At 63.5% G+C, this 24,148-nt stretch carries 19 protein-coding genes; 16 read left to right on the top strand and 3 right to left on the bottom strand.

Features of this window, described 5'->3' with window-relative positions; translation table 11 throughout:
* Positions 1-29: 29 nt before the first annotated feature.
* The 5 genes from HXS66_RS10235 to rluF all read left to right on the top strand — a co-directional run bounded on the left by HXS66_RS10235 (position 30) and on the right by rluF (position 6,455).
* On the top strand, positions 30-452 hold the full coding sequence (locus HXS66_RS10235; protein ID WP_054556360.1) for a F0F1 ATP synthase subunit epsilon: 423 nt from the start codon (positions 30-32) through the stop codon (positions 450-452).
* A gap of 326 nt (positions 453-778) precedes the next feature.
* A complete protein-coding gene (gene glmU, locus HXS66_RS10230) occupies positions 779-2,149 on the top strand; it encodes a bifunctional UDP-N-acetylglucosamine diphosphorylase/glucosamine-1-phosphate N-acetyltransferase GlmU (RefSeq protein WP_077379809.1) in 1,371 nt (456 codons plus the stop codon).
* A gap of 208 nt (positions 2,150-2,357) precedes the next feature.
* Positions 2,358-3,137, top strand: a complete 780-nt coding sequence (locus HXS66_RS10225; protein WP_176503495.1) for a DeoR/GlpR family DNA-binding transcription regulator — start codon at positions 2,358-2,360, stop codon at positions 3,135-3,137.
* A gap of 11 nt (positions 3,138-3,148) precedes the next feature.
* Positions 3,149-4,996: a glutamine--fructose-6-phosphate transaminase (isomerizing) gene (gene glmS / locus HXS66_RS10220; protein WP_176503494.1), complete on the top strand. Its 1,848-nt coding sequence runs from the start codon at positions 3,149-3,151 to the stop codon at positions 4,994-4,996.
* Between the two features lie 169 nt (positions 4,997-5,165).
* Positions 5,166-6,455, top strand: a complete 1,290-nt coding sequence (gene rluF, locus HXS66_RS10215; protein ID WP_077379820.1) for a 23S rRNA pseudouridine(2604) synthase RluF — start codon at positions 5,166-5,168, stop codon at positions 6,453-6,455.
* Here rluF and HXS66_RS10210 read toward each other — a convergent pair.
* A complete protein-coding gene (locus HXS66_RS10210) occupies positions 6,452-7,144 on the bottom strand; it encodes a YitT family protein (RefSeq protein ID WP_077379821.1) in 693 nt (230 codons plus the stop codon). The two genes, rluF and HXS66_RS10210, sit on opposite strands and share 4 nt — an antisense overlap.
* A gap of 333 nt (positions 7,145-7,477) precedes the next feature.
* Between HXS66_RS10210 and HXS66_RS10205 the strand changes: the two genes are divergently transcribed.
* Positions 7,478-8,305: a DUF72 domain-containing protein gene (locus tag HXS66_RS10205; RefSeq protein ID WP_240704349.1), complete on the top strand. Its 828-nt coding sequence runs from the start codon at positions 7,478-7,480 to the stop codon at positions 8,303-8,305.
* A 401-nt stretch (positions 8,306-8,706) separates the two neighbouring features.
* On the top strand, positions 8,707-10,074 hold the full coding sequence (locus tag HXS66_RS10200; protein WP_077379825.1) for a sodium-dependent transporter: 1,368 nt from the start codon (positions 8,707-8,709) through the stop codon (positions 10,072-10,074).
* 483 nt (positions 10,075-10,557) lie between these two features.
* On the opposite strand, the gene HXS66_RS10195 is transcribed toward HXS66_RS10200, so the two are convergent.
* Entirely contained in the window at positions 10,558-10,776 is a 219-nt protein-coding gene (locus tag HXS66_RS10195; protein ID WP_077379827.1) for a PA3496 family putative envelope integrity protein, read from the bottom strand.
* Between the two features lie 166 nt (positions 10,777-10,942).
* Between HXS66_RS10195 and hexR the strand changes: the two genes are divergently transcribed.
* From hexR to HXS66_RS10180, 3 genes are all read left to right on the top strand, one after another.
* Positions 10,943-11,809, top strand: coding sequence for a transcriptional regulator HexR (hexR, locus tag HXS66_RS10190; protein ID WP_043331730.1), 867 nt, complete (start codon positions 10,943-10,945; stop codon positions 11,807-11,809).
* A gap of 144 nt (positions 11,810-11,953) precedes the next feature.
* A complete protein-coding gene (gene uvrD, locus HXS66_RS10185; RefSeq protein ID WP_136939512.1) occupies positions 11,954-14,176 on the top strand; it encodes a DNA helicase II in 2,223 nt (740 codons plus the stop codon).
* 206 nt (positions 14,177-14,382) lie between these two features.
* The gene (locus HXS66_RS10180) at positions 14,383-15,483 is read left to right on the top strand and encodes a TRAP transporter substrate-binding protein (protein WP_077379831.1); all 1,101 of its coding nucleotides are present in this window, start codon (positions 14,383-14,385) and stop codon (positions 15,481-15,483) included.
* A 129-nt stretch (positions 15,484-15,612) separates the two neighbouring features.
* Here the strand turns inward: HXS66_RS10180 and HXS66_RS10175 are convergent, their stop codons facing one another.
* Positions 15,613-16,038, bottom strand: a complete 426-nt coding sequence (locus tag HXS66_RS10175) for an acyl-CoA thioesterase (protein WP_077379833.1) — start codon at positions 16,036-16,038, stop codon at positions 15,613-15,615.
* Between the two features lie 388 nt (positions 16,039-16,426).
* On the opposite strand from HXS66_RS10175, the gene HXS66_RS10170 reads away from it, so the two are divergent.
* The 6 genes from HXS66_RS10170 (at position 16,427) to cysZ (ending at position 24,130) form a co-directional block, all read left to right on the top strand.
* Positions 16,427-17,425, top strand: a complete 999-nt coding sequence (locus HXS66_RS10170; protein ID WP_176493840.1) for a PstS family phosphate ABC transporter substrate-binding protein — start codon at positions 16,427-16,429, stop codon at positions 17,423-17,425.
* 139 nt (positions 17,426-17,564) lie between these two features.
* Positions 17,565-19,595 (top strand): ABC transporter permease subunit, encoded by a 2,031-nt coding sequence (locus HXS66_RS10165; RefSeq protein WP_176503493.1) that lies wholly within the window; start codon positions 17,565-17,567, stop codon positions 19,593-19,595.
* On the top strand, positions 19,592-21,391 hold the full coding sequence (gene pstA / locus HXS66_RS10160) for a phosphate ABC transporter permease PstA (RefSeq protein WP_084207710.1): 1,800 nt from the start codon (positions 19,592-19,594) through the stop codon (positions 21,389-21,391). The genes HXS66_RS10165 and pstA overlap by 4 nt, the downstream gene beginning before the upstream one ends.
* The gene (gene pstB, locus HXS66_RS10155) at positions 21,388-22,233 is read left to right on the top strand and encodes a phosphate ABC transporter ATP-binding protein PstB (protein ID WP_176503492.1); all 846 of its coding nucleotides are present in this window, start codon (positions 21,388-21,390) and stop codon (positions 22,231-22,233) included. Before pstA ends, pstB begins: the two co-directional genes overlap by 4 nt.
* A 256-nt stretch (positions 22,234-22,489) precedes the next feature.
* Positions 22,490-23,215 (top strand): phosphate signaling complex protein PhoU, encoded by a 726-nt coding sequence (gene phoU / locus HXS66_RS10150; protein ID WP_077379844.1) that lies wholly within the window; start codon positions 22,490-22,492, stop codon positions 23,213-23,215.
* A gap of 186 nt (positions 23,216-23,401) precedes the next feature.
* Positions 23,402-24,130, top strand: coding sequence for a sulfate transporter CysZ (cysZ, locus tag HXS66_RS10145; RefSeq protein WP_084207711.1), 729 nt, complete (start codon positions 23,402-23,404; stop codon positions 24,128-24,130).
* Positions 24,131-24,148: the final 18 nt, after the last annotated feature.

Here is a 24,148-nt window from a genome sequence, read left to right as displayed (position 1 = left end):
TTTCCCTGTTCAGGCATGAGGAAACAGGTATGGCTATGAGCGTCCATTGCGACATCGTCAGCGCTGAGAAAGGCATCTTTTCCGGCCTGGTCGAGCGTCTCGTGGCTGCCGGCAGCGAAGGTGACCTCGGCATCATGCCGGGTCACGCACCGCTGCTGACCGAGCTGCAACCCGGCCCGATTCGCGTTCAGCGTCAGGGTGGGGCTGAGGAAATCTACTACGTCAGTGGTGGATTCCTCGAAGTGCAGCCGAACCTCGTTTCAGTCCTCGCCGACACCGCAGTACGTGCCGACGATCTGGATGAGGCGGCAGCCCAGGAAGCCAAGGAAGTGGCCTTGAAGGCCATGAACGATCAGGCTTCCGAACTGGAATACTCACGCGCCACGGCCGAACTGGCCGAGGCGATGGCCAAGCTGCGCACCGTGCAGCAGATGCGTCGTCACACGCGCTGAGATGCACTGGGCCATGACGGCCAGTGACAGGAAAGAGGCGACCTTCGGGTCGCCTTTTTTTATGCCCGAGAGGACTGATGCCTCTAGCCATCGAAGGTCGTCCCTTTGACGCCGGGGACTGACCGGGCTCATCAGGAAGGGTGCCGAGCCCATCGGAGAGATGGCTCAGGTGTCTTGCGGGCGACTGATGCTTTCGCGGGTCTGTTCTCGGCGACAGGGCCGTGGGTAAACCTCGTCACTGGCAGCTCAGGGTTCAGCTGCTATGATGGCGCCATTATTTTCAGGGGCTTCAGGTATGAAGACCCGCTTTCTACAGGAGTTCACCGATGAGCAGTGCAGAGCGTACCGACGTCGTCATTCTTGCCGCAGGCCAGGGCACCCGCATGCGTTCCAAATTGCCGAAGGTGCTGCACCCGTTGGCAGGCAAGGCGATGGTGCGTCATGTGGCTGACACCGCTGCAGGCTTGGACGGTGCGCATCTGAATGTCGTCATCGGTCATGGTGGTGAGCGTGTGCAGCAGCAGCTGGCCGACACCGGCGCGAGTTTTGCCGTTCAGGCAGAGCAGAAGGGCACCGGTCACGCCGTGGCCCAGTCACTGGAAGCCATCGGCGATGGCAAGGTGCTGATCCTGTATGGCGATGTGCCGCTGATTCGTCGCGAGACCCTCGAGGCGCTGCTGGCCGAAGTCAGTGAGCAGACTCTGGGCCTGCTGACGGTGATTCTGGAAGACCCGACAGGCTATGGCCGTATCGTGCGCGATAGCGAAGGTCGCGTCAGCGCCATCGTCGAGCACAAGGATGCCACGCCGGAGCAGCTGGCCATCCAGGAAGGCAACACCGGTATCCTCGCCACCACCGGTGCCCAGCTCAAGCGCTGGCTGCCTGCGCTGTCCGCCGACAACGCCCAGGGCGAGTACTACCTGACCGACATCATCGCCATGGCGGCCAGCGAAGGTGTCAACATCGCCACCGCCCAGCCGGCGGCGGTCGAGGAAGTGCAGGGCGTCAACAATCGTCTGCAGCTGGCCGATCTCGAGCGCGCCTTCCAGCGTCGTGAAGCCAACCGCCTGATGACCGAAGGTGCCAGCCTGGCGGACCCGGCGCGCATCGACGTGCGCGGCAAGCTGTCCATCGGTACCGATATCAGCATCGACGTCGGTTGTGTCTTCGAGGGCGAAGTGAGTCTCGGAGATGACGTGGTCATCGGCGCCCACTGCGTGATCCGCAATGCCACCATCGGTGCCGGCGCCAACATCGCGCCGCATAGCGTCATCGATGGTGCGGTACTGGAAGGTGACAACAATGTCGGGCCCTTCGCACGTCTGCGTCCTGGAACCGAACTGGCGCGCGGCGCGCGCATCGGCAACTTCGTCGAGACCAAGAATGCCCAGGTGGGCGTGAACGCCAAGATCAATCACCTGAGCTATGTCGGTGATGCCACCCTCGGCGAGGCAGTCAACGTCGGTGCCGGCACCATCACCTGCAACTATGACGGTGCCAACAAGTTCCGAACCGAAATTGGCGACAATGCCTTCATCGGCTCCAACTCCGCGCTGGTGGCGCCGCTCAAGATCGGTGCGGGTGCCACCGTGGGCGCTGGCTCGACCCTGAGCCGCGATGTCGCCGAAGGTGCGTTGAGCGTGGCGCGTGGCAAGCGTATCGACAAGCCGGAATGGCCGCGTCCGACCAAGAAGTGAACGGCAGCTTCAGTCGCGATGCTTGCTGGTGAGTGAAGGTGGGCATCAGAAACGGGGAGGCACCGACAGGTGTCTCCCCGTTTTGTCATCGCGGTCAGCTCTGTGGAACGGCGTGCAGGAATGAATCGTCTCATCCTGTCTCGTCTTTCACTTGATGTTTCGTTATTCCTCACTTATCTTTCGTTTCGAAACTTTATAGGGGGCCCTGATGTCCAAGCGTCTGACACCACAACGGCGTCACCAGATCCTCGAACAACTGGGACGTGACGGTGAAGTCAGTGTCGAGGCACTGGCGCGGGAACTCGCCACTTCCGAGGTCACCATCCGCAAGGATCTGGCCTTTCTCGAGAAGAGCGGCCTGCTGCTCAGGCGCTACGGCGGCGCCGTGGCCATGCCGCGTGAACTGCTGGTGCATGACGAACCGGTCAGTGCCGCCAAGCGGGCCATTGCCCGCCTGGCAGCCAGCCGTATCGGCGCCCATCAGCGCATCATCATCGACAGCGGTACCACCACGGTGGTGCTGATCCCCGAGCTCAAGGGGCGTGATGACCTGATCGTGATGACCAACTCGCTGAGCGTGGCCAATGCCATTCGCGAGCTGGAAAACGAGCCGGTATTGCTGATGACCGGTGGTACCTGGGATCCGCACTCCGATTCCTTCCAGGGACAGGTGGCGGAGCAGGTGCTGCGCAGTTACGACTTCGACCAGGTCTTCCTCGGCGCGGATGGTCTGGACCTCGAACGTGGCACTACCACCTTCAATGAGCTGATCGGCCTGTCACGCGTGATGGCCGAGGTGTCGCGAGAAGTCGTGGTGATGGCGGAATCCCACAAGCTGGGCCGTCGCATTCCCAACCTGGAGCTGGCCTGGTCCAGCATCAGTACCCTGATAACCGATGACGCGTTGCCTGATGCTGCGCGTGACCAGATTCGCGCTCATGGAGTCGAGGTGTTGATCGCCCCGCTCGTGGCGCCAGCAACAGCATAAGGAGATTGCTCATGTGTGGCATCGTAGGCGCCGTCGCCAGTCGTAACGTCCAGAACATCCTGCTCGAGGGTCTGCACCGCCTCGAATACCGTGGCTATGACAGTGCCGGCATGGCCGTGCTGTCCGAAGAGGGCCGCTTGAATCGCGTGCGTGCGCTGGGCAAGGTGGCGGCGTTGCAGGAGCGTCTCGAAGAATCACCGCTCAAGGGACGCGTGGGTATCGCTCACACTCGCTGGGCCACGCATGGGGCGCCGAGTGAAGCCAATGCTCACCCGCACCAGTCCGGTGACAGCCTGGCCGTGGTCCACAACGGCATCATCGAGAATTACGAGACGCTCAAGCGCGAGCTGCAAGGTCAGGGGTATGTCTTCACCTCCGAGACCGACACCGAGGTGGTCGCCCACCTGCTGGCGCGTGAATACACCCTGAGCCAGGACCTGCTGACCGCCGTCCAGAAGGCCGTCGCCCTGCTGGATGGCGCCTTCGCGCTGGGCGTGGTGCATCGTGCCCAGCCGGACGTGCTGATCGGCGCGCGTCAGGGCAGCCCGCTGGTGATCGGTGTCGGGATCGACGAGCACTTCCTGGCCTCCGATCAGCTGGCGCTGCTGCAGGTCACCGATCGCTTCATCTATCTCAAGGAAGGCGATCTGGTGCGCATGACCGCCGAGCAGATCGAGATCTTCGAGCAGGGCGAGCGTCTGATCACCGAGGCCAACGAGCGCCCGGTCCAGACCTTCGAGCACGCGCAGGATGCCGCCTCCAAGGGCGACTATCGCCACTTCATGCTCAAGGAAATCCACGAGCAGTCCCGTGTGCTGGCTGCCACGCTGGAAGGTCGCCTGAACGGTGATCACGTGCTGGTGCGCAGCTTCGGCAGCGAGGCGGAAAACCTCTTCCGTCAGGTCAAGCAGGTGCAGATCGTCGCCTGTGGTACCAGCTACCACGCCGGCATGGTGGCGCGTTACTGGATCGAGCGTCTGGCCGGCATTCCGGCGGCGGTCGAGGTCGCCTCAGAGTTCCGCTACCGTCCGGTGGTGGTGGCCGATGGCACCCTGTTCGTCACCCTGTCCCAGTCCGGCGAGACCGCCGACACGCTGTCCGCACTGCGCTATGCCCAGTCGCTGGGCGGCTTCCTCGGCAGTCTGGCGATCTGCAACGTCCCGGGCAGCTCGCTGGTGCGTGAATCGGACCTCAGCCTGATGACCATGGCCGGACCGGAAATCGGCGTCGCCTCCACCAAGGCCTTCACCACCCAGCTGGTCGGTCTGATGCTGCTGACGCTGTCGCTGCGTCGCGTGCGGGGTGGCGATGAGGCCGGGGAAGCCGAGGTGGTGAGTGAGCTGCGTCAGCTGCCGTCACTGGTCACCAAGGCGCTGGCCATGGACAGCGAGATCGAGCGTCTCTCAGAGGCCTTCGCCGACAAGCACAACGCGCTGTTCCTCGGGCGTGGCACCCAGTTCCCCATCGCGCTGGAAGGCGCGCTCAAGCTCAAGGAAATCTCCTATATCCACGCCGAGGCCTATCCGGCGGGCGAGCTGAAGCACGGCCCGTTGGCGCTGGTGGATGCCGACATGCCGGTGGTCGCGGTGGCACCCAACGACGAGCTGCTCGAGAAGCTCAAGTCGAACCTGCAGGAAGTGCGTGCACGTGGCGGGGAGCTGTTCGTCTTCGCTGACGAGAACATCAGTCTCGAAGAGAGCGAAGGCGTGCGCGTGCTGCGCATGCCACATGTCAGCGAAGTGCTGGCACCGATTCTCTACACTCTGCCGCTGCAGCTGCTGTCCTACCATGTCGCCGTGCTCAAGGGCACCGATGTCGATCAGCCGCGCAACCTGGCCAAGAGCGTCACGGTCGAGTGATCCGCGATGCAAGACGGCTGCGTCATGTCTGGCGCAGCAGCAGATGAGCTCAGTCTCATCGTGCCAACGGCAGCCTCAGGGCTGCCGTTTTTGGTATCCTGTGCGCCTGCCTTCTTATCCTCTTACGTCCGCTGCGCGTTCATCGCCCGGCGCACGCACGTGACCTGCCATGACTGATCGCGACGCATCGCTTACCCGCCTCAACAAGTTCATCAGCGAAACGGGCTTCTGCTCGCGGCGCGAGGCGGATCGCCATATCGCCGAAGGGCGAGTGACCATCAATGGTGTCGTCCCCGAGATGGGCACCAAGGTCGCGCCGGGCGATGAGGTGCTGGTCAACGGCAAGCCGTTGAAGGCCAAGCAGGAAGCGGTCTATCTGGCCTTCAACAAGCCGGTGGGCATCACCTGTACCACCGAGCGCCACGTGGAAGGCAACATCATTGACTACATCGGCCATCCCAAGCGGATCTTCCCGATCGGTCGCCTCGACAAGCCCTCCGATGGCCTGATCTTCCTGACCAGTGACGGCGACATCGTCAACAAGATCCTGCGGGCCGGCAACGCCCACGAGAAGGAATATGTGGTGCGGGTCGACAAGCCGATCAACCCGGACTTTCTCAAGCGCATGGCAGCCGGCGTGCCGATTCTGGATACCATCACCCAGCCGTGCCGCATCGAGCAGATTTCCACCTACGTGTTCCGCATCATCCTGACGCAGGGGCTCAATCGCCAGATTCGCCGCATGTGCGAGGCGCTGGGCTATGAGGTCTTCAAGCTCAAGCGGGTGCGCATCATGAATGTCAGCCTGGACGGGCTGGGCATCGGCGAATGGCGCTATCTCACCCAGCGCGAGATGGACGACATCCATCGGATGATCGAAGGCTCCAGTGGTACCGAGGAGGCCTCACGACTGGCGGAGGCGCCGACGCCTTCCCAGCACGCGACTGCCGCGCGCCATCAGCGTGCCGCGCAGGATACGGATAGCGGCCGGCGTGGTGGAGCTCGGCGCGAGGACAGCAGCAAGCGCGCCATGGGCCAGCGCAGCTCGGATCAGCGCGGCTCAGGTCAGCCCAAGACAGGCCAACGCTCGGGTGCTCGCCAGGAAGGGGCGGGGCGGCGGGAGCGTACCGATGAGTCCAGGTCCGTTCGTGGCAATCAGGAACGCAGCAGCGCCGGCAAGGGCGGCTCCCAGCCGGGCAGCAAGAGCGCCAATGGCGCGGGCAAGCTCGCGAGCGGCCTCAAGCCACGCACGCGTGGCAAGGCCGGAGAGCGTCGCGATGAGCGCGATGCGGCGAGCAGGGGGGCTGGCGAAAAGTCCTCTGGTAGCAAGTCTTCTGGTAGCAAGACCTCTGGCAACACGACCTTTGGCAAGAAGAATCCTGGCGGCAGAAGTGCCGGGGGCAAGAGCTCGTCGTACAAGGGCGGCGGCGGCTCCAATGGCGGGCGTGGTCGCCGCTAGTGAGCTGCCTGCACCTGCTTGCCATCGTCTTGAGCGGTGGTGCTGGCATCTGAGCCTTGAGGCGTGCGGCGGTGGTAGCGGCCCAGTACGAAGGACAGCGTGGCGAACGCCAGTGCCGAGCAGATGACCTGCGGCCAGGGATAGACCAGCGCGGCGAGCGCGATCAGCAGCAGATCGAAGGCGAAAGTCGTGCGGCCTGCATGGATGGCGAAGCGTCGCTCCAGATCCAGCGCGAGAATGTTGAGTCCGCCGAGGGAGGCGTTCTCGCGAAACAGCAGGGTGACCCCCAGCCCGATGAGCAGGCCTGCGGCAATTGCCACCACCGGCAGATTGACGTCGCCCAGCGGCAGACTGACCGCCAGTAGATCCGTCAGGACCGAGAGCAGACTGACGCATCCCAGGGTGCGCAGCGTGAAGTTGAGCCCCAGCTGCTTCCAGGCTAGCCCGTAGAAGGGCAGGTTGATCAGGAAGAACAGACTGCCGAAGCTCAAGCCCGTCAGGTCCGAGCCAAGCAATGACATCCCGGCAGTACCACTGACCAGCAAGCCGCCGGCCTGCAGCAGGCGCACGCCGAGTGCCACCAGCAGACAGCCCTCGAAGAGCGTGATCAGGCTACGCAGCGTGATGGCATTGGCCGCACGGGAGCGGCCGTCGTTGGCACGCAGGATGAGTCGTTGGAAAGCAGTCATGACAGGCTCCGGGGTATGGGCAGTCAACAATGATGGCTTCCGACCTGCTTGTGGCGGGCAGAAAGCGATGTCGCGGCGAGGGGTGGTTCGCCTGTGACGGTTCATGCAGGAAGCGGACCATAGCACGCCGTGATGACAGTTTTTATTGTGCTTACGTCGCTCTAGCAGACGATATTATTCGGTGTATTGAGCCTTTGACCCTCACATTCCTCTAGCTATGGCGCCTTCATGCACCATTTTCATGCATCCTCCGCACCGACGGAGATGAATGTTCCGCACGCTGCGGGCCATGACAGAGCTTGCGAGGCGGGGCATCTTCATCTCGGGCTCGCGATGTGGGCCAACGATGACTGGCGCGGCAGCCTGCTGCCGGGCAGTGGCCCGCGCGAGCATCTGGCGGATTACGCGCAGGTCTTCGACTGTGTCGAAGGCAATACCAGCTTCTATGCTCTGCCGCCGGAGAGCGCCGTGGCCAGCTGGGCCCGCCAGGCGCCCGAGCACTTCCGCTTCTGCTTCAAGTTGCCGGGACGACTGACCCATGAGTTGAGGCTTCAGGGAATCGAGGAGGAGCTGGCGGAATTCCTGGCGCGGCTTGCGCCGCTTAAGTCGCGCATGGGGCCGATCATGATCCAGCTGCCGCGTGACCTCGGGGAGGAGGTACTCCCGCGTCTTGCGCAATTCTTCGCGCATGTCGAGGGTGCTGGCCTTGATTGGGCCGTGGAGCCCCGTGCCCCGAGTTTCTTTGCCAAGGGCTCGGTGGAACGACAGTTGAATCGCTTGTTGATAAGTCACGGAGTCGATCGCGTGATGCTGGATGTCCGTCCACTCTTCAGTGGCCCCGATACCGCGCATCCAGGGCTTGCCGTGGCACGCTCGGAAAAGCCGCATCGCCCATTGCATGTGTTCTCCAGCGCACGCCAACCGCTGGTCCGCTTCATCGGGCATCATGACGACGCGACCAATCTGGCCTTCTTCCAGCCCTGGGTGGAACGTCTTTCTCTGTGGATAAGTCAGGGGAAAAGCCCTTTCCTGTTTGTGCATACTCCTGACAACAAGGCGGCTCCGGCCTTGGCACGTCGTCTGGCCAATCAGGTGCTGGAGCGGCTTGATCGGCCATTGATCGGTGCCTTCCCCGGGGAAGGACAAGGACGTCTCTTCTAGCGCCATCCGCTGCCTGTCGCGCTTCAGTGTCTTGCGGGACGGGGGAAGTGACCTGCCGGCCTCAGTCGCTGTTTTCTATCGTGAGGCGATGGTCTGAGGGTGGCTTGCTGGTAGATATCGGGTCAATCGAGTAACTTTACCTACCTATTGTCGTTACCACGGCGATATTTACCGGGGCGGGCAGCGTGTCCATTCCGGCGTGTCTATCGACACCAGTCTGTCTGTCATACGGGCCTATCCGGCCATGATGACGGCCAGATGCACCACAGCAGTGATCCTGCGACGCCATCCTGTCGGCCACGGTTCATCCTTCCGTCTCGCCAGCATGATGCAACAAGCACAACAAGATGCCACAGGCCGCTACCCGTGGCTGGCATCATCGCGACGAATCAGGGACTCACATGTCATCCAAACCGCATTCCCACGCTCAGTGGTCTTCTCGCCTGGCCTTCACCCTGGCCGCCGTCGGTTCCTCCGTCGGACTGGGCAACATCTGGAAATTCCCGTACATGACCGGTGAGAGCGGCGGCGGTGCCTTCGTTCTTGTCTATCTGGTCTGCATTCTGTTGATCGGTCTGCCGATCCTGATGTCCGAGTGGCTGCTGGGCCGCCTGGGACAGAAGAACCCGATCTCGACCATGAGTCACATCAGTGCGCGCCTCAAGCGTAGCCCCGCCTGGGTGTTGATCGGGGTGGCCGGTGTGCTCGGCGCCTATCTGATCCTGTCCTTCTACAGTGTCATCGGTGGCTGGGCACTGGCCTTCATCGCCGACGCCGCCAGTGGCAGCTTCGAAAGCCTGACCTCTGACACGGCAGGCAGTCTGTTCGGTGGTCTGCTGGGCGACCCGACCACCCTGCTGGCCTGGCACAGTGCCTTCATGCTGATGGTGATCCTGGTCGTGGCCGGGGGCGTCGCGGGTGGTCTGGAGCGTGCCGCCAAGATCCTGATGCCGCTGCTGGCGGTCATGCTGGTCATGCTGGTCGGGTATGCGGCGACCACTGATGGCTTCGCCGAAGCGGCTGCCTGGCTGCTGACACCGGACTTCTCCAAGCTCGACAAGGATGGCGTGCTGGCGGCGATGGGGCATGCCTTCTTCACCCTGTCACTGGGCATGGGCATCATGATGGCCTACGGCTCCTATCTCTCCGATGACGTCAACATCGGGCGTACCGCGCTGATCGTGGTGGTGCTGGATACCGTCATCGCTCTGCTGGCGGGGCTGGCCATCTTCCCGGTGGTGTTCTCCAATGGTCTCGACGCCGCTGCGGGCCCGGGCCTGATCTTCCAGACCCTGCCGCTGGCCTTCGGCCACATGCCGGGCGGAGAAGTGTTCGGCGTGGTGTTCTTCGTGCTGCTGGTCTTCGCGGCCTGGACCTCAGGCATCTCGCTGCTGGAACCCATCGTCGAATGGCTGGAAGAGAAGACGCCGATGTCACGCGTGGCCTCTGCCTGGGTGGCGGGGATCGCGACCTGGCTGCTGGGGATCGCCACCATCCTGTCGTTCAATCTGTGGAGTGATGTGGCGCCGCTGGGCATGTTCGCCAAGTTCGAGGGCATGACCATCTTCGACCTGCTCGATTACGCGACCAGCAAGCTGATGCTGCCGCTGACCGGCCTGGCGACCATCGTCTTCGTCGGCTGGTTCATGGGGCGTGATGAAGTGCGCAGTCAGCTCAACATGAGCGACTCGGCCTTCAAGCTGTGGAGCTTCGTGGCGCGCTTCATCGCCCCGATCGGCGTGGTGGTGGTCTTCGCCTCCAGCCTGTAATCCCGGCCCCACTCTTCAGGCTGTCCTGATGTTCTGTCAGCACGGATCTGACGGCATTGAAGAACGACAAGAGGCTCGCCTATCCGGCGAGCCTCTTGCGTTTCTGGCCGAGATGGCCCGTGCACGACACCCAGGCGGCGACTCGATGCTCAGTGTGGGAGATGGCGGGCGTCACGTTCATGTCAGTGTGTACTTGCACCCTGTTGGTGCATCGTCCTGGGCGATGACATGACAATGAGGCAGAGAATGTCGGTGCAGATGAAGGACGATCGAGAGTGACACCGTGGCGAGCGCGCGGCAGAAGGCAGAGTCGTTGCAGAGGGAAATGAAGGCTGAGGGCCCGAAGGCAGAAGAAAATGTCGCGAGGGGGGCTGACCATGCTCATCAGAGATGGCGGCAAGGAAGACAGAAGCCCTCGTCCCTGAGCTGGCAGGGAGATGGGGGACTGCTCGGCGGGGAGACGTATCGCTCCCCGCCCGAGAATCAGTGGGTATCGATATCGCTTTCCGTTTCCAGCACTTCGATGTCGCTTAAATCCTCGCTCAGGCGCTTGATTTCGTTGTGCATTTCGATTCCGCGTCTGGCGCGGAGGTGGCGGACTGCGCTTTGTTTCTTGCGGGCCTGATGTTCGTCGGCACCGAGGGTCATGAAAATATCGAGAAGCTCGTTCTTGAGCGTATCTACCTGCTCTGAATTACGCATGATTCGACCTCCATGGCATCCAAAGGATGTGGGCTTTCACTGGCGCCACACCGTTTTACTATAGCTCACTTGACAAAATTGTGACCACAGACAGCCTGTGATGGCGACACCCCCCGGGGGATGTCGTAAGCTCAGGCATGCCCATGAAGTCTGCAAGGAGTGTGCCGTGAGTCATGCCATCTTCGACGACCTGAGGAGCCGGATGGAGAATTTCCGCCGCTCTGAACAGAAGGTTGCCCGTTACGTCCTCCGCCATCCGGAGGAGGTGATTCACATGCGGATCGTCGATCTGGCCAGTGAATCCTCGGTCAGTGAACCGACGGTAGTGCGCTTCTGTCGTGCGATGGGCTTTGCCGGCTTCCAGGACTTCAAGCTCCAGCTGGCGCAACGCCTGGCCACGGGCACCCAGTTCGCCCAGTTCTCGATGAATGACTCCGACAGCGTGGCGGAGTTCTCTCACTCCCTGTTCGATTCCACCATCGGCACGCTGCTGTCAGTGCGTGACCGTCTGGATGCCGAAGCCGTCGCACGTGCCATCCACTCGCTGGCCTCCGCCAGCCGGGTCGAGTTCTACGGCTATGGCGCCTCGGGTGCCGTGGCCCACGATGCCCAGCACAAGTTCTTTCGTCTGCAGATCTCCACTGCCGCCTACACCGACCCGCACATGCAGAACATGTCAGCGGTGACGCTGGGGCCGCGCGACGTGGTGGTCGCCATCTCCCAGACCGGACGCACCAAGGCGCTGATCGCCAGCGTGCGTCTGGCACGGGATGCCGGCGCGACCGTCATCGGCCTGTGTCCCAGCGGCTCGCCGCTGGCGGATGAAGTCACGCTGCCGCTGCACATCGATGTGCATGAAGACACCGAGATCTATACGCCGATGAGCTCACGCATCGCGCATCTGGTGATCGTCGATACGCTGGCGGTGGGGGTCGCCAAGGCACGTGGTCCCAAGCTCAAGGAGCAGCTGGAAGCGGTCAAGAAGAGCCTTGCCACCCTGCGCATCGATGATCACGACTTCGATACGCACTGAGTGCCATACAAGCGTCACCGGTCAGGGATGACGCGTGCAGGGAAGAGCAGGGCAGGCCGCTGTGATAAGGTGGATGCCTGAACAGGGGCAGCCCCCGACCCGCTGCCCCGCCCCTCGACTTCTCTGCCCTGTGGTGAGCCCTGCATGTCCGAATCGCCCCTCCTCGATCACCTCAACACGCATCAGCGTGAGGCCGTGTCCGCGCCGCCGGGCAACATGCTGGTACTGGCGGGCGCCGGTTCCGGCAAGACCCGCGTGCTGGTCCATCGCATCGCCTGGTTGATGGACCGATATCAGTTCTCGCCCTATGCCATCCTGTCGGTGACCTTCACCAACAAGGCCTCCCGCGAGATGCGCACGCGTCTCGAGGCGCTCAATGGCAGCAGTCTGCGCCACATGTGGGTCGGCACCTTCCACTCCATCAGTCACCGTCTGCTGCGCACCCACTGGCAGGAGGCGCGTCTGCCCGAGCACTTCCAGATCATCGACAGCGATGACCAGCTGCGCATGGTCAAGCGACTGCTCAAGGAGCACAACGTCGATGACGAGCGCTGGCCGCCCAAGCAGGTCCAGTACTTCATCGCCGGCTGCAAGGAAGAGGGGCTGCGGGCCCATCAGGTCCAGACCCACGGCGACGCCTACATGGGCAAGATGGTCGAGATGTACGAGCTCTATCAGCTGGCTTGCGAGCGTGGCGGGCTGGTGGATTTCGGTGAGCTGCTGTTGCGCTCGCTAGAGCTGCTGCGTGACACGCCGCACCTGCTGGCGCATTACCGCGAGCGCTTCGCCCACCTGCTGGTCGACGAGTTCCAGGATACCAATACCCTGCAGTACGCCTGGCTGAAGCTGCTGGCCGGCGATCGCGAGTGCATGACCGTGGTCGGCGATGATGACCAGTCCATCTACGGCTGGCGTGGCGCGCGGGTCGAGAACATCCAGCGCTTCACCGAGGAGTTCGCCAATACCCGGGTGGTGCGTCTGGAGCAGAACTACCGCTCCTCCAGCGCCATCCTGGAGGCTGCCAACGCCCTGATCAGCCACAACGGCGGGCGCATGGGCAAGGAGCTGTGGACCGACAGCGGCCGTGGCGAGCGGATTCGGGTCTATGCCGGCTTCAACGACATCGACGAATCGCGCTACATCGCCGATACCATCCGCGAACTGGTCAATGAGCATGGTTACAGTCGCGATGAGATCGCGATCCTGTATCGCTCCAACGCCCAGTCACGCGTGCTGGAGGAGACGCTGATCCGCCAGGGCATGCCGTATCGCATCTACGGGGGGCAGCGTTTCTACGAGCGTCTCGAGATCAAGAACGCGCTCGCCTACCTGCGCCTGATGAACAACCGCGAGGACGATGCCGCCCTGGAGCGCGTGATCAACGTGCCGGCGCGTGGCATCGGCATGCGCACCGTCGAGCAGCTGCGCGAGCGTGCGCGCTACGGCAACCTGACCATGTGGCAGGCGATGAGCGATGCGGTTTCCGACGGTGCCCTCAAGGGGCGCGCCGCGACCGCCGTGCGTGCCTTCGCCGACATCATCGATGGCCTCGACAACGACACCGCCGGCATGGCGCTGCATGAGCTGGTCGAGCACGTCATCCACGTCTCCGGCCTGCGCGAGCATCACGCCGCCGAGAAGGGCGAGAAGGGCCAGGCGCGCCTCGAGAACCTTGCCGAGCTGGTCAACGCCTGTCGCGCCTTCAGTCAGGGCGAGCGCATGGACCCGGAAGCCCCCAGCGAAGGGGCCGAGGCGCTGGAGCCCTTCCTCGCCGAAGCCGCGCTGGATGCCGGCGATCATGAAGCCGCCGAAGGCGAGGAATGCGTACAGATGATGACGCTGCACTCCGCCAAGGGGCTCGAATTCCCGGTGGTGTTCGTCGCCGGGGTCGAGGAAGGGCTGTTCCCGCACAAGATGTCACTGGAGGAGCCGGGGCGCCTCGAGGAAGAGCGTCGCCTGTGCTACGTCGGTGTCACCCGTGCCATGCAGCGCCTCTACCTGACCTACGCCGAGCTGCGACGCATGCACGGCAAGGAGACCTTCCAGCGACCGTCGCGCTTCCTGCGTGAGCTGCCGGAAGAGCTGCTGGAGGAAGTGCGCCTGCGTGGCCAGGTCTCGCGTCCGGTCTCGACCCAGCGTGCTACGCCGAATCGTCGCCCCTCCGGGCCGCGTCAGGAGAGTGTCGAGGCCAATGGCGACATGCCGGCGCTGTCGCTCGGCAGCCTGGTGCGTCATCCGCTGTTCGGCGAGGGCGTGGTCATCAACGCCGAAGGCCAGGGCGAGCGCGCGCGTGTCCAGATCAGCTTCGAGGGCGAAGGCGACAAGTGGCTGGTGCTGGGTTTCGCCAAGCTGGAAGTACTCAGCTGATCCTGCATTGATGGCAGACGCAGGCATGAGGCGCTGACAGCAGGCGCTGGCGAGAAGTGAAAAGCGGTGCAGGGGGCGCGGTATTCGTGCGCCATTACGGCCTTGGTGCAGTTGTGGGCCATCCATGGGTCGCGGCATAGTGGCAGATAATCTGCTGTCTTGATGCCGCGTCATGCATTGCCCACAACTCGAACAAGGAACGCCCCATGCAACGCCGCCGTTTTCTCTCTGCTCTGGGGGCCGGTGCTGCCGGTCTCGCCGCTGCACCTTTCGTCTCCACGGCCAATGCCGCCGAGGAGGAAACCATCCACTGGAAGATGGTGACCTCCTGGCCGAAGAACTTCCCGGCACTGGGCACCGGTGCCAATGAGTTCGCCAGCCTGATCGGGAAGCTTTCCGGTGGTCGTCTTCAGGTCAAGGTCTATGGGGCCGGTGAGATGGTGCCGGCGTTGGAAGTCTTCGACGCCGTGTCTTCCGGGACAGCCCAGATGGGCCACTCGGCGTCCTATTACTGGAAGGGCAAGGTACCTGCCGCCCAGTTCTTCACCGCCGTGCCCTTCGGCATGAATACCACCGAGACCAACGCCTGGCTGTATCACGGCGATGGCATGAAGCTGTGGGACGAGATCTACGCGCGTCACAACCTCAAGCCGCTGGCGGTGGGCAATACCGGCACCCAGATGGCCGGCTGGTTCAACAAGGAAGTGAACAGTCTCTCGGACATGAAAGGCCTGAAGATCCGCCTGCCGGGGCTCGCGGGTGAAGTGATGAACCGCATCGGTGCCAGTGCGGTGAATCTGCCGGGCAGCGAGATCTTCACTGCGATGGAGACCGGTGTGATCGACGCCACCGACTGGGTCGGTCCCTACAATGATCTGGCCTTCGGTCTGCATCAGGTGGCCAAGTATTACTACTCCCCGGCCTGGAACGAGCCCTCCGCCATTCTCGAAGGCACCGTCAATCTCGAGGCCTGGCAGGCGTTGCCGGAAGACCTCCAGCAGGTGGTGATCCAGGCAGCCAGGATTGCCAATCATGCGATGGTGGATGAATTCGCGCTGCGCAATGCCACCGCCCTGACCTCGCTGGTCGAGGAACATGGCGTTGAGCTGCGCGAATTTCCGCAGGATGTCTACGCGGCGCTGTTCAAGGCGTCCAACGAGGTGCTGGACGAGTTCATCGCCAAGGATGAGGACGCCAGGCGTGTCTACGAGTCCTACCGTGCCTTCCAGCAGCAGGTCGCCCCCTGGACGCGCATCGGTGAACAGGGCTTCCTTGATGCGCGTGCCCGGGTGCTGGGCGAGAGCTGAGGTGACCGCCCGCCGCCGTGTGTGGGGACATCGCGACTCGCTCGTCAGGCAGTGTCAGGCGGGCTCTGGTGGGAAATGAAGAAGCCGCCCCTCGGGGCGGCTTCTTCATGAATGGCGGTGTCCATCACGTCAAACACTTTCCTCGTCGTTGCCCTGTTCCGGCACCGCGCGGATTCGGCCATTGTCGTCCAGGGCCACCATCACGTAGTTGGCCTCGGTCACCTTGGTCAGCGCACGATGGTTGCGCTCCTGAGGCGGCCGAATCCAGACCTCGACCGTGAGCCGTACCGAGCTGCGTCCGACTTCCGTGACGTGCGTGAAGATATTGACCACCGAGCCGACGCGCACCGGTGAGAGAAAGTCGAGGCCCTCCACGGCGACGGTGGCAGTCCGTCCGTTGGCCACACGGCCGGCGGCCAGTTCGCAGGCCTCATCCATGCGATGCATCAACCAGCCACCGCTGATATCGCCATAAAGGTTGGTATCGTGACGCTGAGCGATCAGCTTGAGCGTCAGCGTGCCGTTCGGCACCGGGGCATCATCCAGGGCTTGCATGTCGTCACTCGCTGTCTTGTTGTTATGTCTTCAGGGTGCACTGGCGTCGGCGGTTTGCCCAGTGGCGTCGATGGTTTGCCTAGTGGCGATGGAAGGAGAGCCCGAGCGGGCAGTGGCTCACGAAAGGCATCTCATGTCCGGTATCCTACTCTGCCAGTGGAAGGGATGTCCTCTCTCGCCAGGCGTTGCAGCGGGAATTTTCTTGCATTGCAGCATGTTGGTCTCGTGCCTCAACGTTGCAATGAAGGATACTCGGCGCAGCAATGCCGCTGGTGAGACAGCCTCACGCAGGGAAGTGGTATTGAAGGAGTGGCAGGGGTTGAAGGAACAACGCGATAGTCATCACCGCCAATGAGCTCATCATTCATCTTTCAGGCCTGAAATCGTCATGTTCTTCATCGCATCCTTGCGTCGTCCCCGTTGGCTCTCGAGTCGCCTTGCGTTGCTGGCCTGCCTGCTGATGCCGGTCGTGCCCGCGTTTGCCGAGGTACCTGAATATCGCCCCGTGCCGGGGGTCGTCGGCAACCTGACGGCCGTGGGCTCCGATACCCTCTCGGTGCTGGTGACGCGGTGGGCGGCTCAGCTGCGTCGCTACCATCCAGGGGTGCGGGTCCAGTTGCAGGCAGCGGGGTCCTCGACGGCGCCGCCTGCCCTGATTGCCGGCACCACACGGGTGGGGCTGATGTCACGGCCGATGAGCGATCAGGAGCGCCAGGACTTCATCCGGGCATTCGGGTATCCGCCATTGGAAGTCCCCGTGGCGCTGGATGCCATGGGCATCCTCGTACATCGCCGCAATCCGCTGGAGTCGATCAGCATCGCGCAGCTCGATGCCATCTTCTCGGCCAGTCATGAGTGTGGCAGTCAGCGGGCCGATCGGTGGGGGCAACTGGGGCTGTCGGGAGACTGGGCTGAGCGTCAGATCAGCCGCTTCGGGCGCAGTGCCACCTCCGGGACCTACGGTGCCTTCCGGCGTGTCGCCCTGTGTGGCGGCGACTTCCGGCTGGACGTGAGCGAGCAACCGGGGTCGGCGTCGATCATCGGCGCCGTGGGCTCCTCGCCGGGCGGGATCGGCTACGCCAGCTTCAGCACCTCATCTCCCATGGTCAAACAGCTGTCGGTGAGTCGTGACGCCGGCAGCATGGCGATATTTCCGAGTCGGGCCAGTATCCGCGACGGGCGTTACCCGCTGACACGCGCCCTGTACATCTACGTCAATCGTGTACCTGACAAGCCGCTGCCGTCATTGGAGCAGGCGTTCCTGTCGTTGATCATGTCGCGTCAGGGACAACAGGCCATCCTGCGGGAAGGCTATGTACCGTTGCCGGACGATCAGCTGAACCAGTGGCGTGAACGTCTGGGGCTGGATGAGGGCGAGGGTCTCTGAGTACGCTTGTCATCTCGCTGTCATCTCATGGACATAATCTTGAGGCAGACCCCATCTTTCGCTCGCGGGAGTGATCCCTCCCCGCGCGCTTCTTCTCTTGTGGTGAATATTCATGCCGGCTGCTGCTGAAGCCTCACGAATGCAATCTCGCCGTCTGCGTCGCGATCGCCTGGCAAGCCTGTGGCTGACGGTTGCAGGTCTTGGCGTGATGGCGCTGGTGGTGGTGATGCTCGGCTATCTGATCAGCGTGTCATGGCCGCTGCTCAAACCGCCCGGCACGACGCCGAGCAGCTCGCAGGTACTGGAATCTCGAGCATTGGACACTCGCGCCGCGGACATGGACGAGTGGCGGATCGAGTGGCTGGCCGGCAACCGGTTGCAGCTGATCCAGCACACCGATGACGGTCTGCGTCGATCGAGTTCCCTCCAGGTACCCGAGGGATTGGATCATCGGCAGGCTCACCTCACGCAGAGCCGACAGCAGCTATGGCTGCGCATGCCCGATCGACAAGGTGATCGTCTGTGGCTGGCAAGACTGGCCTCGACCACGCCGCAAGGCAGCTGGCAGCAGCAATGGCTGCCCGGCCCGGCCAGCCTTTCGGCCCTGGAGGGGCAGTTGCTGGTCACGGCAGGGCCGCATGCCTTCACTCAATGGCAGTTGAACGATGCGTCCGCCGGCCAGGTACCTCTGGCCCGCAAGCTGGGCCGGCAGGAGCATGCTGCCCAGCCAATCACCGCCCTGAGTGTCCTGCGCGGCGGCAAGAGCCTGATCCTGGGGGATGCCGGCGGTGGACTGAGTCATTACCTGCTGCCCGCGCATGCCAGTCCGCTGATCAAGGCGGGAGACTTCGACAGTGGCCTGTCGGCCCCGGTGAGAACCATCGCCGCGGCACATCATGGGTTGGGCTTCGCGGCACTCGACGCGGATGGCCGACTCGGGCTGTATCTCGCCACGGCCGAGCGTCGTCGGCAGCTGGTGGACTGGCTGTCACCCGCACAGGTGGCGGCAGGAGTCGAGTTGAGCTTCCTGCAGGAGGATCGTCGTCTGCTGGCACGGCCAACGTCCGTGGCAGGTGGTCTGGGGGCTCTTGAACAGGCCTATGCGGGTCTCGAGATCCGTGATCCGCATCAGGTCGTGGGGCTTGGCGCGATCTTCGGCAAGGTCTGGTATGAGGGGCGTGACGCACCGGCCTGGATCTGGCAGCTGGAGAGCACCGGTGCCCATGAACCCCGCCTGTCGCTGGTACCCATCATGTGGGGGACGCTCAAGGTCGCGCTGGTCGGCCTGCTGTTTGCCGTGCCGTTGGGACTGGGCTGTGCCATCCATGTGGCCTGTTTCATGGCCCCGCGCCAGCGGGCGCGCATCAAGCCGATGCTGGAGATGATGGAGGCCTTGCCCACGGTGGTGATCGGCTTCATCGCGGCGCTGGTGGTCGCGCCCTTCGTCGAGCGTGAATTGATGGCCGTGCTGCTGGGGCTGGTACTGATTCCGCTGGGCACCATGGTGGCCGGTTTCGTGTGGACCCTGTCGCCGCGCGCACTGCGCAGCCTGATGCCGGAAAACATGGCCGCCTTCGGGCTGTTGCCGCTGCTGATGCTGCTGCTGTGGCTGGATGTGACGCTGGCTCATCAACTGGAAGCCTGGTGGTTCGAGGGCGACATCCGTCAATGGCTGTTTGCCCATCACGGCATCGATTACGCCCAGCGCAATACCCTGGTGACCGGTATGGCGCTGGGGCTGGCGGTGATGCCGACACTCTTCACGCTCAGTGAGGATGCGCTGTCCTCAGTCCCTCGCGGACTGGCGGCGGGGTCCGCGGCACTGGGGGCGACACCCTGGCAGAGTCTGCGCCGCGTGATCCTGCCGGCCGCCGCCGTCGGGCTGTTCTCCGCGATGATGATCGGCATGGGGCGCGCCGTGGGCGAGACGATGATCGTGTTGATGGTCGCCGGCAACACGCCGCTGGTGGATGCCAGCCTGTTCGAGGGAGTGCGCTCACTGGCGGCGACCCTGGCGATCGAGTTGCCGGAAGCCGAGGTCGGCAGCAGCCATTACCGCCTGCTGTTCCTTGCCGCGCTGGCCTTGTTCCTCTTCACCTTCGTGGTCAATACGCTGGCGGAAGTGCTGCGCCTGCGCTTCATGCCGCCGCAACGTGGAGGCTGGGGATGAGTCGTCCTGATGCGGTACCGCCGTCCTCGTTGCTCAGACCTCGTGAGCCTGTGACGGCGCGTCTGGCGCGTTACTGGCGTGATGGTGGCCCCTGGGGCTGGCTGAATGCCATGGCGGTCAGTGTCTCGCTGGTACTGGTGCTGGGGCTGATCAGCCTGCTGGTGGTGGGCTCGCTCAGTCACTTCTGGCCTTCACGGCTGGTCGAGGTCGAACTCACCACCCAGCCGGGGCAGAGCGTCACGGCGCTCAAGACCACCCGTGGCGAGCCGGCGGCGGACAACCGTCACCTGCTGGGCGAATTGATGCATGAGGAGCTGCGTCCCTCGGCAGCGGACACCGGTGATCAGCAACGTGAGCGACAGTCGCAGCGCTGGTGGCTGCTGCAGACCTCCTCTCAGGATGGGGCCTCGGCGAGCTGGCAGTGGCTGCCGGATACCCTGATGGAGAATATCCGCTTTCCTCGCCAGGCACTGATGCTGGAAATGCGCGACGGGCGAGTGCTGTATGGCATGGCCAGAGCGCTGAGTGATCCGCTCACCGGTGAGCTGGATCATTCTCCGCAGCTCTCTTCCGACAGTGCGGTCCCGGGGGCACCGACTCCTTCACTGCACCAGAATGCCGAGGCACTGCATGCGCGGTTGGCGGCGCTTGAGGGGCAGCGCCGTCAGCTGGCGGCACTGCGCGCTGACAGCGAGGCCTTGAGTGCGCGCCTGCTGGCCTTGCAGCAGCAACTGTCCGCTCGACAAGGGCCTGTCACGACGCAGGACGAGGCGGATGCCTCCTTGATCGCGGAGCTCGAGACGACACGCGAGGCACTGATCACCCGTGAGGGGCAACTGCTGGCCCTCCGGGGAGCCCTGGACGCCGGCCAGCTGCTGCTCGGGGGCAATGGCGGTCATGAGGGGCGCATCGCGCTGAATGACATCCGTCATGTCTGGCAGCCGAATGCCATGGGCTTTGGCGGACGACTGTTGCTGACGCTGGAGCGCTTTCGCGACTTCGTCTCCGGCTCGCCCAATGAAGGCAGTGGCGGCATCTGGCCCGCCATCTTCGGTACCGTGCTGATGGTGGTGCTGATGGCGATTTTGGTGATGCCCTTCGGCGTGATGGCGGCCCTCTATCTGCACGAGGTCGCGCATCAGGGGCGTCTCACGCGACTGACCCGCATCGCGCTGCGAAATCTCGCCGGCGTGCCTTCCATCGTCTATGGGGTCTTCGGGCTGGGGTTCTTCGTCTACGGGCTGGGGGCCGGCCTGGATGAACTGTTCTTTTCCGAGCGTCTGCCGACCCCCACCTTCGGCACCGGTGGATTGCTGTGGGCATCGCTGACGCTGGCGCTGCTGACGCTGCCGGTGGTGATCGTGGCCACGGAGGAGGGGCTGGCGCGGGTGCCGCATCGCCTGCGCGAAGGCGCGCTGGCACTGGGTGCCACGCGCTTCGAGACTCTCAGGCGCGTGGTGATTCCCGCGGCATCTCCGGCCTTGATGACCGGGCTGATTCTGGCGGTGGCGCGTGCGGCAGGCGAGGTCGCGCCCTTGATGCTGGTCGGCGTGGTCAAGCTGGCACCGGACCTGCCGCTGGATGACAGCTTCCCGTGGCTGCATCTGGATCGCAAGTTCATGCACCTCGGCCATCAGGTCTATGATCTGGCCTTCCAGAGCAGCGATGCCTTCAGCAGTCGCCCGCTGGTCTACGCGACCGCGCTGGTGCTGGTGGTCGTCATCCTGTGCCTCAATCTGAGTGCCATTCGCCTGCGTCACATGCTGGCACAACGTTACAAGGGAGCCACCGAATGAAGCGTGACTCTGCATTTGAGAGCGTCCAGTCGAGCTCGCAGCATCCCGAGGTCGTCAATCCGCAGGACACGTGCCTGGAAACCCGCCACCTGTGCCTCGATTATCAGGCGCAGGTGGGCAAGGAGCGTCACCGGCGGCGTGCGCTTGACGATATCAGCCTGCGCATCGCGCGCAAGCGCGTGACGGCTTTCATCGGTCCCTCGGGATGTGGCAAGTCGAGCCTGCTGCGCACCTTCAATCGCATGACCGATCTCGATGAGCAGTCACGCCTGAGCGGCAAGGTCTGGCTGGAAGGCGAGGACATCCATGCCCGGGGCGTGGATGTCCCCATGCTGCGCCGGCGCGTCGGCATGGTGTTCCAGACGCCCAACCCCTTTCCGATGTCGGTCTACGAGAACGTGGCCTTCGGGCTGAGGCTGGTCGGCGAGAATGACAAGCGCCATCTGGATGACAAGGTCGAATCCTGTCTGCGGGCCGCGGCGCTGTGGGAGGAAGTGAAGGACCGGCTGTTCGACAGCGCGCTGGGGCTTTCCGGTGGCCAGCAGCAGCGCCTGGTGATCGCGCGCACGCTGGCGGTGGAGCCGGAAGTCCTGCTGCTGGATGAGCCAGCCTCGGCGCTGGACCCGATCTCGACGCTCAAGATCGAGGAGCTGATCCGCTCGCTGCGCTCACGCCTGACGTTGGTCATCGTCACCCACAACATGCAGCAGGCAGCGCGTGTCTCGGATGCCACTGCCTTTCTGCATGAAGGGCAGCTGGTGGAATATGCCCCGACCGATCAGCTGTTCACCAACCCGCGTCGTCGCCAGACCGAGGACTACATCACCGGCCGTTTCGGGTGAGATCACCGAAGCGGCACTGCAGGTGGCTGACACGTGTCTCGCGCGGGACGTTGGCGGATGGGCCATCGCGTCGTGGATATTTCAGCGCGGCGCGAGATTCGATTGGTGTCCCGGCGCTCGAGTGAAATATAACTGCAATCAAGAGGCGTCATGCTAGGAGGGAGCCGCCTGCGCCAGACCCTGCTGCAGCGCTTCTACATCAATGCCACATGTCAGAGACCGCCTGCCTCGGCGGATGACTTCCCGGGAGAGGGTAATGGATATCACCAGCGATTCGCACGGCAAGCACATATCCCAGCAGTTCAATCACGAGCTGGATGCGCTGAAGACACACCTGCTGGCCATGGGCGGTCTGGTGGAGAAGCAGCTGCAGGATGCCGTCACGGCCCTGCTGGAGGGTGACAGCGAGACGGCGACACGCGTGCGTGACAATGACAAGGCCGTCAACGACATGCAGCTGAAGATCGATGACGAGTGCACCCGCGTGCTGGCGCGCCGTCAGCCGGCGGCCTCTGACCTGCGTCTGGTGCTGGCCGTGATTCGCGCCACCTCGGATCTGGAGCGTATCGGCGATGAATCCAGCAAGATCGCGCGCAATGCCATCTCGCTGGTCGAGAACGGCCAGAGCCCGCGTGGCATGGTCGAGGTGCGTCACCTCAGTCAGCATGTGCGCAGTATGGTGCGTGACTCGCTGACCGCCTTCGCCCGCTTCGACACGGATCTGGCGCTCAAGGTACTGCGTGAGGACGCCTCGGTGGATCTGGAATACCAGAGCGCGATGCGTTCGCTGATGACCTTCATGATGGAAGACGCGCGCCAGATCACCCCGGTGCTCAACGTGATGTGGATTCTGCGTGCGCTGGAGCGTATCGGGGATCACGCCGACAACCTCGCCGAGTACGTCATCTTCCTGGTCAAGGGCGTGGACGTGCGTCACACCGACACCCATGACCTCCAGCCGCAGGATCTCGACAAGCCCTGACGTGCAGGCCCCTTCCCCGGGGCCTGACGCCTGTCTGCCGATGACGCCCCGCCTCTGTCCCGCCGACGGAGTGCGGGGCGTCTGCCATTCGATGCGCCGACAGCTGCGTGGGGCGGGTGGTAGTGCTAGGGTGTGGCTCCGGCCGCCTGAGGGCAGCCGCCTTTCACGAGATGACGAGGACGTCGCATGATTGATGCCGTATCGGCGCTGGTCCGCGGGACCCGCATGGTCTATACCCCCGGGCTACGCCGTTTCGTGTTCGTACCACTGGCGATCAACCTGGTGCTCTACAGTGCCACGCTGTGGCTGTTGTTCAGCCAGTTCGAGGGCTGGATCGATTACTGGATGCTCAAGGTGCCCAGCTGGCTGGAATGGCTGAGCTGGTTGATCTGGCCGGTGCTGGTGCTGAGTCTGTTGCTGGCGGTGTTCTTCACCTTCAGCCTGGTGACCAATCTGATCGCGGCGCCGTTCTACGGCATTCTGGCCGAGAAGGTTGAGCATCGTCTGGATGGCACCCTGATCGAGGATGAGCGTGGCCTGGTGAAGATCGGGATCGACTCGCTGGGGCGCGAGATGGCCAAGCTGGGTTACTTCATTCCCCGCATGATCGCGCTGTTCATTCTCGGCTTCATTCCGGGCCTGAATCTGCTCTCACCGCTGCTGTGGGGGCTGTTCTCGGCCTGGAGCATGGCGATCCAGTATCTGGACTATCCGATGGACAACCATCAGGTCAGCTTCGGTGACATGAAGCAGCGTCTCAAGGCGCGCTGGTGGCCGTCACTGACCTTCGGTGGTGCCGTGTTCGTGCTGACGCTGGTGCCCTTGGCCAACCTGCTGTTCATTCCCGGGGCCGTGGCGGGTGCCGTCCTGATGTGGCAGAGCCACTACCGACAGCTGCCTGCCCCGCGCCGCTGAGCCAGGCTTTATCGCGAG

Source organism: Cobetia sp. 5-11-6-3, from assembly GCF_013374055.1.
Classification (GTDB): Bacteria; Pseudomonadota; Gammaproteobacteria; order Pseudomonadales; family Halomonadaceae; genus Cobetia; species Cobetia marina.
This window is presented reverse-complemented; position numbering and strand designations above follow the sequence as displayed.